Source organism: Aphanothece hegewaldii CCALA 016, from assembly GCF_003007785.1.
GTDB classification, from domain to species: domain Bacteria; phylum Cyanobacteriota; class Cyanobacteriia; order Cyanobacteriales; family Microcystaceae; genus Chroococcus; species Chroococcus hegewaldii.
In genome coordinates this window covers 24,208-37,676 of the sequence record NZ_PXOH01000030.1, presented here as the reverse complement: position 1 = coordinate 37,676, position 13,469 = coordinate 24,208, and the positions used below count along the sequence as shown (strand labels likewise).

Sequence of the window (13,469 nt, the reverse complement as noted above, 5' to 3'; positions counted from 1 at the left end):
AATACTCTTAAAGTTTAAAGTCAATTTACTATCAATTAATTTTAAATAAATATCTCTAAATTAATAATGTATTAGCTTTTGCTAATGCTTAAATATAAAGCTTAATCACTGAGCCAAATGTTTCTTGATTCCTTCGGAATGAACTAGCGAAAAATTAGGAGATTTCTATGAACTCTATCGTTTTAGCAGGAAGACTTGGACAAAATCCTCAAACCCAGTATTTTTCATCGGGAGCTTGCCTAACCAAATGCTCTCTTGCTGTTCAAAAAAGCAAAGATGAAGTTTCTTGGTTTGATTTAGAAGTTTGGGGTAAACCTGCTGAAATTCTAGCTAACTATACTTCTAAAGGATCTGTCATTGGAGTTGAAGGAACGCTCAAAATCGATATTTGGAAAGATAAAGAAAACAATTATCGAGAAAAACCTGTCATTAAAGTTTCTAAAGTTCAACTCCTTAGTTCTAATAAGAAAGACGCTGAAACTGAAGAAGAATAACCTTTTATCTCTAGGAGTAGACTGCTATTTCTAGAGATATTTCTTCCCTTCGGGATGAGGCTTAATAAACGATTCAATTAAATAAAACTATGAATCAACTAACTCTTCAACTAGCCATCGTAGCCCTAACAACAGAACATACTGCCAAAGGTAACTTAATCGTTCACGGAGTCGGACAGTTTGTGTTCACAGATAAAAATGAACAAAAAACTGCTGCAATCTCTTTCACGGCTTATGGTGCTGCCGCACTTACCATGATGGAATCTGGAGAAAATGCAAATATCCTCGCAATTGGCAGATTTGATATTACACCACCTTCAGATGAGTGCATTAACCATCAGTGTTTATTCAATATCACCCAAGCCATTTTCTTAAACGTTGCTTCTATGACTGACTCTACTGAAACTCCTCAAACCGACAAGGTTGATTTAGCTTTAGTAGAGTTTTAGATTTCTCGCCATCAGCCATTGCTGGTGGCAATTTTTTGAACCTGTTTATAAGTTTTCAGTCGCTTCTATTATTAACTGGTAGTCTATGAAACCTTAATTATTCTCGCAAATTCAAGACGAGCAGCATAACGGCAAAATGCAGCGGCGGCAGTTAACCTCGGCAACTCTACAAGCTGCTTTTGTCCGTCCTCTGGTATGAAGTGTTAGGTTGCGTTTGCTATCAGATCATGACGTTTGAATAAGTTGACAAGAAAATGCTCTACTATTTCCTCTGCATTTTTGTTATTCAGTTCATAACCACCAAATCGATATACTTCATAACCAGATAGCTTTAGCCGTCTATCCTCAGAAACCATTTCGGAATATAGCTTAGGACTGGCTTGATCTTCTTCAGCATAATGCTGCTTACCGTCAATTTCTATTACTACCCTTATTCGATCTGATAGCAGAAACAGAAAATCCATTCTTTGGCGCACCAATCGGCGCTGCTCTTGCAACTGCTTAAGTGTATAAGGGTCATAGTGCAAATAAACTTGTGGCACTAGAGCAGGCAGTTTATCTTTGAATGACGCATAAAACTTCTTAAAATAAATTTTCCAAAAAAACTTTTCAGGCTCAGATGTCAATGATTGCTTCAAACGATCGTATAGTTTTCTGCCGACTTCTATATCTGATTCTTCATTTAGTTGTTCTCTCTCCCTCCACCAATCAACAAGCTCTTTCCAAAGAAGACCATGTGACATGAGAGGACGGTCATATATTAGACAATAATCAGCATTTTTTACGATCTCAATATCATTGCTAACTGAATCAGAAAAGATAATTTCTGGTTTTGGCCCATTTGCCGCAAAAATCAAATTCTTAACGTTGTTACCTACCCCTAGAGTGGTGAGGTAAACTCTGTAACCGTCTTTGTCTACTGCGAAACCATGTTTTTCACAAAGAGAGCGTAATTCTTGTTTCCCTTCGTCCCCGAGCAAACTTATAAGTAATGTATTTTCTAAAACTTTGACGAACTTTCGGAGCGACTCCATACTATTCCAATTTAGGGATGCGTAATAATCTTCAACAAGTGATCTACGCTCACCGCTTAAGTTCTTTTCTGATTTTCCCTGCACAATTCCAGCAGAGGTGAAAATATCATGGATGTTGCGTATCATCAAATGAATTACACAGAATTCACGGAAATCCGTTTTCAAAATCTCAACATTTGGTGTCACAAGACTATAACTCCTTTAAAAAAATCTCAATTCTTCCTCTAAATTTTAACAATTAGATGAGAAGTGTTATTCTGTACATTTAAAGAAAAATCTAGCGAAACAATTTAACACTGAATACCTACTGAGTGATTTTCGGCTGCGTCCTCACCAATATTTTCAGCAACCTAACGGACTAGCTCATCCGCAGTCGCTACGCACCTCGGTTAGCTTTTTTTACTACCTTCGGCTGGGGGTTGCTGCTTTCGTCTTGCTGTGGCTGGCTCTCTGCCGATGGCTTTCAGGAAATATATTTTGGTGAAGAATGATGTTAATAATTCGGTTGAATAATTATTATTGAGATTAGACAGTTTTCTCTTTCATTTTATGAGCAAGCACTTATAATGACTGAAATTGTTGAACCGTTTTGTAGAAAATTTAATTTTAATATTTCAAAAATTGTTACATTTTTCTATGACAGTTTTTGAAATTGTTCAACCGTCTTGTTTGGTAACACTTACACGAATTTAAGATTCATAGGTTTCATCATCTCTTCTGCAAATTTATTCTTGTTGTAGCAGTGTTGCTGAACTGCCTTTGATTTCCTTTTACTACTTAATTTTGAAAGCTTTCAAAATATTAACCTGAACAAAAGGGGACTTTTTTTTCCTTAACGTCTGTGCTAACGTTGGAAATAATCCCCTAAAACAGTTTAAAGATTACTAATCCAGATGACTCATCGCCTCCTCGTAGTCATCAAACTCTAAGCCGATTGGTAATTCCGATATGTCTTCGCCGCACCACAGCGCACTTCTTTGTCGTGCTTGCAATTTACGATCATCCGATGGGTCTTCAAAAATTGATGTTGGTTTGCGCGTTGGAAACGAAGTATCCTGCCAAAGATGGTCAATGTATTCATCAAATTGACGCTCTTGTTCGTTTGTCCAACGATGACCCCCGCATGAAGATGCCGATAAAGCATCGACTAAGCTTTGAATTTCAGGAGTAATCTCCATGTTGTCAAACTCTGAAGTGCCATCCATTGATTGAGTCATAAATAATAATTTTTTAGGACTACTCTTCTATTATGTTAATCCTAAAACACTTCGATACAACCACAGGAAACTGGATAGAAATCCCTAATCCTGAGCATCGTAAGCCAAGACAGCCAAAAACGCTGATCCTCACAGAAAGCATCAAGCCTTCTATCCTCGAAGTTCTAGCACGACAGGCTTTTCCCAACGAAGATCCCACCGATTGGTTTAGTGTTGGTAAAGTAGATGAACTTTCAACCCCTGATGAATTACGCAGTCATCCAAATGGTGATATTCCTTTAGTTTCAAGCAAAGGACGGGCTATCTTCGGCCCTGCCAAAATGCTACCACTCATTCAACAAGCTAACGGAAATGTCCTCAACCGTTCAGCCTATGGCAGCGTTCAGATTGGTGGCTGTGAGAAAAACATTACTGCACTAATCAACTATCTGGTTGTAGATCGACACACGGGTGAAAACGGCGGCTATCTTCCCAATGAGTGCGCCCGTGAATGGGTTAGCGACGGCGGAGGTGCGATCGCTTCTCAGGTTGCTCAAGAACAATTCAACACGCAAGAATATCTGATCCAATTTCGTCTGTTGGTGATCGATGATTGTCATTATGCCAAAGGGACTGTCGCGGCTGAAAAAATTGCCGATTATCTGATCCGACAACCCGAAAACAACCAACCGATTACGCTCGTTTTACCCATCGACGCATTTAAAGGGGCAGCTAAGGGCAAGATCGAACCTGGACTTTATACTCGCTCCGTTTGGTTCGGTGAAAAAGAGCGTTCTCGAAAAGGAGAAATGGCTCTTTCTCAGCCTCTTGCGGATAACGTTGAAGGACTTAGAGATCGATTACCGCAAGTCGAACAAACACTTCTAGAACTCAAAGATATTGTTCAAGACCCACGACAGTTAATGCAGGTCTTTGTTGAGCAGTATGAAAAACGAGCTAAAAAACAAAATGAAAAATGGATAGCTCCCAATGTGGGTTCAGAAGAAATCATTGACCGCTATCGCTTTTTCTTAGAGCAAAGTAATAGCCCCCTAGAAATTGATGAGGAAGAGTCAAAATCTCAATACGAAGATTTTATCTATCTGGCGATCAAAGCTCATCCTAATTTAGAATCTCATCCTTTTATCGGGATTCCTAAGTTTAAAACGACTTTGACTGATTTTGTTAAAGACCGCTTTCTTGAAACCGCTATTGGTAAAATTCACAAAGGCGATCGAGGAATGGCCAGAGCGTCTCAACAACTTCAATATGGCGAAATTTGTGTTCCCTGGATGCCCGATGGAGAAACCGTATTAGCTCTTCGCTCACCTTACCTCAATCATAATGGGTTGCGAATGATGGTCAACCGCCATATTGATGCGATGATTGCTCCTAATGGCAATCCCCGACAGGGCGTGATCTTAATCAATGATGATTCTTGGGGAGAAATTGTCACTCGCCTTCATGCTCAAGCACAACAAGCCAGCGCAACGCTACAAAATCAAGATCTAACACTTCCTCCATTAGCCGATCCTCCTTCGGCACTCGATAACCTCGATATTTCACAGCGCATTGCATTTACCGAGCAATTCAATCAAATCCTACAACAACTCAATGCCTCTGGAGCCAATCTTTCTTTATTGCCATATGAATCTGATATTGAAGCGATGGCTTTAGATTTTGATGGAGATTGTCTGGCGGTGATTGAAGCCCATCAATTGCCAAACTATGCGGCTGAACAATCTCGAAAACTACAATCTGAGATTTATCTACCTACCCCGAAACGAGAAAAAGTTTCCGTTCCCGAAGGAACTTATTACGAAGAAGTGATCATCCATACCAGCGATGGGATCAGTGTTGGAGTTATCAACAACGCCGTTCAAACCTTCACCTCCCTACAGGCGGAATTGGATTTATTCGAGCGATACGGGGGTGAATTAAAACTTCAATATGCTGTTGTTCTTCAAGAAATGGCGCGAAACCTGATCACCCAGACTACTAATCCTAAAAGTCGCCTCAATGTTTCAGAGGCACTGCTTCCTGATTATCAGGCGATCGCTACTAGCCCTCTTTCATCAGGCGATGCGTTAACGACCCTTTTTGACCGACAACGCCAGATTTACCGTTGGATGGTGCAACAAGGCTGTATTCATAACCAAGATGCCGTTGATTTATTTAAATCTTGGTACAAACCCAATCTACAAGCCGTTAATTCTCTAACGCCTCTGCTCTTTCGCAACATCGAAATCATTCGAGATAAAAAAGCGCATGATGTCTATACTCAACGAGCGCTTAACGTTAATGGTTATGCTCCGCATGAAATTACCAGTCGCCTCGTCAATGATACCTTTCAAGCTTATCCGTTAGATCTCAACCCCTTTCATGGCTTTAAGCAATTTTGCCCTGATGACTATACACCACGCCAACTTTTGGCTATTAAAGAGATTAAAGAACAGTACGATACGCTATTTAACTATGCTACTCAACAATCTCAAAAGAGCAAAATTGAAGACGGTCATTTATTCAAATTAGCAACTACGGATGAAAAAACCTTAGAAATCACCAACTATAAATATTTCCTCAACCATAACGAAGCTCGTCAAATCGCTAATACCTCTATCGATCATCAAGTTTCGATCACTTTAGTCGAGAATGATCACTACCGCACTCGTAAAACTCATCACCTTAAGGCAATGGCGGCATTACCCAATGGAGAAGTTAAAGCAATCGGTACTGTCTGTGAACTGTCGCGCCAAGCTTTGAACCTAGAAGCGGGACAAAAACTGTTTGTCCAGACAATTACACTCGCTCGTCCTTTGTCGGAAAAAGAACAGCAGTTGCTTTTTTTCCAGGCTCGTCAACTTACACGTCAATGGCGACAGTCCCTTGATACCCAAACACCGCCACACATCGTTCAGCAATACTTTAATGCGGCTTGGCATCTTTCAACTAAAGAAGACAAAAACAATCTTTATAAGGTTAATAATTTTGTTTTTGATGCTTTTGGCGATTATATTTTAAATAGTCTTCGTAATTCTCAGTTTCCTTACATCAGTTACAACGCTACAGGGTTAGATAAAGGTGCAAATCTTACTCCCGAACCGTTTTGGCAAACCGATCAGCCCGTTCAATTTAAAATCAAGTTTGATTTAGAAGATGAAAAAAAATACTGGTACATTCAAAATCCAGAAACTGGAGACGAATATCGCTTTGCTACCGTTAGCGATCGGACGTATCAACTTCCCATTGGCACTACAGTTCAAGGTGTGATCAAAGGAGATCTTTCCACAACTGCCTATCTGACGATTGATCACCCCAATGCGCCTCAAGACAGAGAAATTATTTTTGGAAATCTTGATAAATTCTCTATGGCGCAACATCACTTTAATAATGAACGCCATACTGTTGTCTTAAAAACAGGGCTTACTCCTCCTCAACCTTACTTTTATTTAAATGACACGAAAATTGGCAAACTTAGCAATGAATCCGTTGAACTGTTCCAACAAACTGGGCAATATCGAGAGCAAACATTGACTGTTCATCTCAGTCTATCGGAAAAAGGTAACTATAAAAAATTACTGGCAACAACCGCCGCTCAGGAGCTACCCCCTTTTGAGATTTTACCCCTCTATCCCGATCAGCCTCTTGAAGATTATGCCGAACAAACTGTATCCCTGCGCTTGGCCATAGAACAACCGAAAAAAGCGTTAATGGGTGTTCATTTACAACAAAGTGATGGAACCTTACGTCCGATTGGGCAATTTACCAATAACTGGAAAGTTTCCAGAGATGCTCTAACCCAAGCGGGTTTATTTAGAGAAGAAACCACTTTTAACGCAACAATTAATTCTCGACTCAGTGCTGTAACGATTAAAATTGACCCCGATACTTTAAAGTTTCCGCCGATGGGTCAATGGCAGCGTCCTCATGTGATAACCCAGCCACTCAGCCAATCCGTTGATCCTATTACTCAACATTTCCTTAATGCTCTGACTCACCAACCGACTATTCAGTATCACTTTCATCAACAATGGCATCTTGCTAATGGGGATCAGATCACCTTACCAACTCTTGGAATTGCCATTGATGCTCGATTAGCCGAAACTTTTGACCAAACTCTAGAACAGTTGAATGTCCCTCACTCTATTCGTAATCCTGGGGAACTAACTGCTTATTATGAAAGCCAAAAAGGACTGATTAGTTTTTGGCTTGTTCCTTGTGATCTATCCCCCAAAGCTCGAAATTTTCTTAAAAATCTATCACATTATCATTATGAAGCTGATCTAACAAACTTAAGCGAGTCGCCTTATCATCAATTTCTACAACAACTTGTCCCACCATCTGAAAAGGCTCATGAAGCGATTAAATCTTGTTACCGTGAACTAAAACCACTATACGATTCCATCAATAAAGTTCCAGTTCGTAAACTTCCAACGTTACTATCCGTTGAAGATTACGCAAAGCAGCAAGCCGATGGTCGTTCGCAAACTCAACCTACTTGGAAATTAACTTTCGATCAAACTAAACTCAAATCCGTTATTGAAAAACTTGAAGAACGAAAAATTCCCTATGAAGTTGCTACCGCTCAAGATCTCGCTGATGAAGAAACACGATTGGGTTATCTAGCGATTCGTATCCCATTAAATGTATTAAACTATCCTGAACACCGTCCCTTTACACAAGCTCTCATTTACAAATTTGGCGAGCCGCTTGATGCTAACAACAACGGTAATTATTGGACAAGGCTCAGAGAAATTGAGGCTGGGGCTGATTCTCAAATATCGATATCACCCAAATCAGATCTACCATCGCTCAAATTACCATTCATTGTTAAAAATACAATAAACTCACCCCTTGCTAAAGAGCCAGCATTCAATACAGAGATTACCATTAAAGCAAAAATACAGATGACTTTTTCTCTAGAATGGGAAAAATTCGGACAATTATCGCCTTATACAAACGTAACTTCTACCCTAGAGGCAATGCGTCAACTCGGACGTGACCATACAACGCGTAATTTTGAACCTTACCGTCATTGGAACGTGCAGAACGGGGATTTAGCGATCGCTTATAACAATCAAGGTCAGCAAGTTCTTTTCCAGGTCGGAAAACAATATCGCATTACCCCTGAACAAGTTAACAACCCAGAATACCGACAAAACTGGGAAAACCGAGAAAAACATAGTGTTAATTATCTCGACCAACTGGCCAAGCAAAATCCAAATAATCTTTGGGGACTAGAAACTATTCCTCTTGGGGATTATCGCAACGGTCGAGTTTATGAATTTAAAACTCAAACCGACATTACTCACCAAATTAAATCGATTCAACGTGGTCAGAAACCTGATGATCTTTACCAACTGATTCCTAAAGCACCTGCCAATAAGCCTGAACTTGAAAAAAATCGGAGCAAAGATAGGGCAATGGCAGCAATCGCTACTCAATTTATTGGAATTTCGACACAACCTAATACTTTAGTTCTATCTAGTACAAAAGATTATCAAGAAGCTTGGGGACGCTATGGATTAGCCAATACGGGTCAATATACTTCTAACGATATCATTATGGTCAGTGCAAATCTGCCGACTCGAGGCGTAACTGAGCAAATGATTCAAAATACCTTTGAAACTGCCTATCGTCCGTTACTGGATCGAGCAGTAGCAGCCAATGCTCAATTTTTAGTTGGCAATGCCAAAGGAGGCGATCAATTGGTGCAAGCCTATCTTCAAACGAAAGGTTATTCTCTTACTCAAAATGCTCAAGGATTTTTAATCGCTCAACTTTCTAAACAAACTCAAACTTTTTCTAATTTAGATTCCTTTAATGGTCAATCGGAACTCAATAAAAAAGAAACTTTGGTACCTAATCGTATCACCAAAGATCAGACTTTACAAAAAAACTCTCCCCCACATGAGCAAAAACTAAGTTTGCTTGAGCTTGAAAACTGTTTACCTTTATCTAAAGAATATATGCCAGAAAATATCGAACTTCAACAATTACGAACTCAACAAATTGCTCCCGTTATCGCTGGATTTCTTAAAGCAAAATTACTGACTCAACGTGAGAAGATCCAACATGAGCCGAAAACAGGAACCATGAGTTATGAAGGACAAGAGAATATTATTTCCTTTGATGGGACTTACCTTAAACTTTTTGACAAAATTACTCAGACTCTTAAAATGATTGCTCAAGCTCATAAAAATCAACTTAATCATGATATTCAATGGCAATCTATTAACCTTCCTGATGGCAGTCTAGGTTTGACAGATGCTGATGTCAAAAAATTCACAGAACCTAATCTACAACACATGATTAAGCAAACGATCCTTCAATATAGCCAGCAACAGCAAGCAGAAACTAACGGTGCTGTAAAATCACTGACGAAATAAATCGTTTATTTTGGTTTTCTCTTTTTAGTTTGCCTAAAGATTCCAGTTTGTTCTAAATATTGCTCTCTGTGCGACCAAGCGGCCATTCTTCGAGCGTCATTTCTCGTCCAACATTTTACCAATGGAAGGTTTTGTTTTTTAAGCTTTTTGTGATGGTAATTAATACCTGTTAACGTAGCAATTACATCGGTGAGATACCCACAACAGGCATGAGGATATTTAACGACTTGTTCTTCTGCAAACCGTACAATAATCCAATTTCCTGCTAAAAAAAACTGATTTCGTTGTCGGTCTTGAGCCTCATCAATACAGTGATGGGGCTGCTTACTTTTCCCCTCGTATGGTTCATCGATTTCAATATCAAAATGAAGACCAGAGGCTGGATCAATCAGTATAATATCCTGACTATATCTATACTTACTGCCAGGAATAGGAAATTCACCGCCAAATTGAGTTATTTCCCCGAAATACATCTGGAGAATCGTTAAAAAATACGGCTCACTTACACCTTTTTGAGCGTAACTTTGACCCGTTGGCTGTAGTATCTTCCCTTCTAATCGTTGCTTTAACTGTAAGGGACGCAGCGTTAACTGCGATCGCTGTTTCCGTTTTTGGTATCGTTGGAGCAAAGATTGTGACTTCTGCCATTGTCTTAGCTGTTTGGTGTAATCTTGCCATTGACGCTGCTCCTCTTGCTTATAATATCGCCACAAGCCCCATAAACCCATCCCTAAGCCTATTAATGCTAAAAGAGCCAAACCGAAGGCTATGCCATGCCAATGACTGGACAAGACAATAATGGCTAAACATCCTATCAATCCGCACCCAATCCATTTAATCCATAGCGATTGTTTTAATCTTTCTTGAATTGATATCGGAAGAATTGGTGGTTCGTAATTGGGAAGTTTAACTGTTTGAGATTTTAGATAGTCCGTAATTATTTGAGGAAGTAATAAAACAGGATATGTTTTCATTCGTGTTGCTGCTTTTCAATAGAGCCATTCAGATTGATTAAAATTTTATTCCTTCGGAATCAGCCTTTAAAAATTAATTTAGAGGCTTGTTATGAATGGATTTGCAGCAGAATCTTTATTTCTCGAAATCATCAAAGCTATTCCTAAAATTAAAACCTTTGCTATTCCCGATAGTCAAACATTAATCAACATTGCTAACACACATAAAATAGGTCGAAAACGTTTAGAACTAGCTTATCCCTATCTTCTTCAAGAATGGGGCGAAGAAATCCGTCATCCTAAGACAGGCCAATTAACTCTAAAGTTGATTTGGGCTAACATTCCTGCTTCAGTGATTCTTGACTATATCTTCGGTATCGATTGTTGTATCACCTTTCTTGGTTATGCTGTAGCAATTGATATTTCTTGTAATCAAAAAGCCATTGAGGAAAAAGTTATTAAACTTTGTCAACTTCGTCCTTTATGGCAGGCAATCGGTATGGATAATGCTTGTGTTTGCCACATTACCAATAAAAATCTCAACAAAGATTCTGTTTGGAGTGCCTTAAAAACTGTCTCCAAACAGAACCAGGTTATTCCAGTTACTTTATAATAATATTTTACGCCTTTAGAGCTTTTCTAAAGGCTAATTTTTTAATGAATGGTTTTAAGTAGTGATAGAGGTAAAAAATGTAACGGGTAAAACCAATAAAACCATCTTGCTTTGATTCCCTGCTGTTTGACCGGCTCTAAAATGGGTAACAATATACAGAATAAGAAAGCAAAACCTTGAATAAAACCATAGCGGTACATTCCATAAAAGCTAAGACTAACCCACAATAAATACCATAGCTGAAAGTGCTTTTCTTTAAACTCGCAATAACAAGCCAATAAACCAATAAGTCCTACTCCATAAGCACCATAACTGATCTGGGAAAATTCAGCAATAATCGCGATCAGTGACCAAAAAATAACTCCTTGTTCTGAGGTTAATTGATTTTTGAATTTAATTAAGGGTAAGGCCAAGAAAAAAAGACAAAGAATATTCAGTTCAAATACCAACGATGGCAACAACATAAAACACGGTTGAGCAATGACCGCAAATACGCAAAGTCGCTTAAAATATCGCCACCAGTCTCGGCTATAAGTAATCCCTCGTATCAATAACCAGGCAAACAGTGGAAAAGCGAACCGTCCAATTATTCTTAAAATGGATAGTTCATAGATTACTCCGAGATGATCGATCACCATCAAGATCGCGGCTAAAAGTTTAATTTGAAAGGAAGTTATGAACATCTATTACTGATAAGAACGTTGATCTGGCGGAACGACGAATAAGGCACAAACTCCGCTATTGGCTACACTTCGACCTGTGGTTAATTTAACTCCCAAATTCGCCATATCCTGCATACATCGACCACTTTGCAAATAGGGCTCATTCCACTCATAGAGCTTTTTGGCATACTGCCCTTCTTCACTTTTAGCCCAGTTGAGGGTAGCGGCATCTTCTAAATTCAAAAGACGTTGTCCACTACTAGCCAGTTGTCGCAGGCTGACAGTTCCTGCTATCCCACCGATCGCCCCTAGACAAAAAACTACTGTAAATAAAGCTAGTCCTGGCATCAAGACTTTCGATGGGCGACGAAGTTGTAAGGCTTCTGTTTTACCAATTAATTCTCGAACCGATTGTGCAATCAAAGACTGAACTGAAGTGATCGCCTCTCTGGTCATTTTTTCCTGTTTTTGGCGTGTTTGCTCAACTGATAAAGAAATCGCAGCAGGAGCTTCTTCTAACATCACTTGCAAAGCATCAACTTCAATGAGAATAGTAAATAACGGATCATTTGGACTCAAGCCATGTTTGACAACGAGATTTAAGACTTTAGCTCGGAAAACCTCATCTTTGTCTGCTAATAATTCTGCTAGTAACGATTGAGTTGCTTGATCAACACTTATAGAAAGGTCTGCTGTTTCTTCTGTAACTTCCACTGGGTGCCTCCTAGATCGTTATAGCATCAAAGGTTTGAGGTTGAATCATCTCTTTGTTGTCATTAGACTGATTGTTTGATAATTCATGAGCATCTGAAAAAACACCACTACTTTCGATTTCTTGAATAGCTTGTCGAATAAAACGAAAAATTTGTGATTTGACGACAAATGTAAAGTCATTTGAGCTTTTCCTATCAGCCGCTTCTCCTAATCGCTTTCTTTGAGTCTTTAATTTCACCTTTTCTTCATTGGATAGCCATAATTCTGGTAGTGTCACGATGGGAATTGACTGTTGTTCGATCATCTTACAAACTCGATGAGCTTGAAAATTTTCTTTGGCTCGTTTACTTAACCCTTCGTTGATGACCACAACATGATTTACACCCTGACCATAAATCGTTAGAGAGTTAAACAGTAAATCTAAAGATTCGGGAGAGCCATCAGTGACAAACCAAAATGTAATGGGCAATTCATCTAATTGTGCGACTTCTAAGATCCCTCGACCGATAAGCCATTGATGGATAATCATCTCAACTTGAGCCGGTAAGTTAACAATAACTAAATGCTCTGCAGCTTCAGCAATAAGGTGATTGGCTAAGAATCCATCTTCTTCATCTTCGCTGAAGAAAATATGAAGATTATTTGGCTCAACCAATTGCTCTACTGATTTGTTTTGCGGTTGATAGGTTTCATCTTTGACTGTCGCTTTACTACCTTTTTTGGCGATCGCTTTACCTTGGTCTGTTTTGCCGTTGAGCATCGCACTGTATTTGTTAGGCTCATAAATGAGTCCTACATCTGGAGAAGATCGGTCTGCGTCATAAAAGCGATAGGGCAATTTTTTTTCAAGACAATATTCGAGTAGACACATCGTAAATAAAGATTTACCCACTCCTCCTTTTTCTCCCGTGACTAATTGTAAACCTCTGAGCTTTTCTGGTTTGATTTGAGACATTTTTGTTTCT

At 39.1% G+C, this 13,469-nt stretch carries 10 protein-coding genes; 4 read left to right on the top strand and 6 right to left on the bottom strand.

The genetic code is table 11. The annotated features are described in order from the left end of the window. Positions 1-167 precede the first annotated feature (167 nt). A complete protein-coding gene (gene ssb / locus C7H19_RS20045) occupies positions 168-494 on the top strand; it encodes a single-stranded DNA-binding protein (protein WP_245927667.1) in 327 nt (108 codons plus the stop codon). 89 nt (positions 495-583) lie between these two features. Further along, positions 584-943: a hypothetical protein gene (locus tag C7H19_RS20040; RefSeq protein ID WP_106458698.1), complete on the top strand. Its 360-nt coding sequence runs from the start codon at positions 584-586 to the stop codon at positions 941-943. A 203-nt stretch (positions 944-1,146) separates the two neighbouring features. On the opposite strand, the gene C7H19_RS20035 is transcribed toward C7H19_RS20040, so the two are convergent. Beyond that, on the bottom strand, positions 1,147-2,163 hold the full coding sequence (locus C7H19_RS20035) for a DUF559 domain-containing protein (protein WP_106458697.1): 1,017 nt from the start codon (positions 2,161-2,163) through the stop codon (positions 1,147-1,149). A 698-nt stretch (positions 2,164-2,861) separates the two neighbouring features. After that, the gene (locus C7H19_RS20030; RefSeq protein WP_106458696.1) at positions 2,862-3,194 is read right to left on the bottom strand and encodes a hypothetical protein; all 333 of its coding nucleotides are present in this window, start codon (positions 3,192-3,194) and stop codon (positions 2,862-2,864) included. A gap of 32 nt (positions 3,195-3,226) precedes the next feature. On the opposite strand from C7H19_RS20030, the gene C7H19_RS20025 reads away from it, so the two are divergent. Continuing rightward, positions 3,227-9,562, top strand: coding sequence for a hypothetical protein (locus C7H19_RS20025; protein WP_106458695.1), 6,336 nt, complete (start codon positions 3,227-3,229; stop codon positions 9,560-9,562). A 5-nt stretch (positions 9,563-9,567) separates the two neighbouring features. Here C7H19_RS20025 and C7H19_RS26905 read toward each other — a convergent pair whose 3' ends face one another. After that, the gene (locus tag C7H19_RS26905; RefSeq protein WP_245927665.1) at positions 9,568-10,536 is read right to left on the bottom strand and encodes a hypothetical protein; all 969 of its coding nucleotides are present in this window, start codon (positions 10,534-10,536) and stop codon (positions 9,568-9,570) included. Positions 10,537-10,627: 91 nt separating this feature from the next. Between C7H19_RS26905 and C7H19_RS20015 the strand changes: the two genes are divergently transcribed. Then, on the top strand, positions 10,628-11,128 hold the full coding sequence (locus tag C7H19_RS20015; protein ID WP_106458694.1) for a hypothetical protein: 501 nt from the start codon (positions 10,628-10,630) through the stop codon (positions 11,126-11,128). Between the two features lie 41 nt (positions 11,129-11,169). On the opposite strand, the gene C7H19_RS20010 is transcribed toward C7H19_RS20015, so the two are convergent. From C7H19_RS20010 to C7H19_RS20000, 3 genes are read right to left on the bottom strand one after another with little or no spacing between them, the layout of a single operon-like run. Next, positions 11,170-11,811 (bottom strand): TraX family protein, encoded by a 642-nt coding sequence (locus tag C7H19_RS20010; protein ID WP_106458693.1) that lies wholly within the window; start codon positions 11,809-11,811, stop codon positions 11,170-11,172. Positions 11,812-11,814: 3 nt separating this feature from the next. Continuing rightward, positions 11,815-12,504 carry a DUF6753 family protein gene (locus C7H19_RS20005; RefSeq protein ID WP_106458692.1) on the bottom strand — a complete coding sequence of 230 codons (690 nt, stop codon included), beginning with the start codon at positions 12,502-12,504 and terminating at the stop codon, positions 11,815-11,817. Between the two features lie 10 nt (positions 12,505-12,514). Beyond that, entirely contained in the window at positions 12,515-13,459 is a 945-nt protein-coding gene (locus tag C7H19_RS20000) for a hypothetical protein (RefSeq protein ID WP_106458691.1), read from the bottom strand. Positions 13,460-13,469 lie beyond the last annotated feature (10 nt).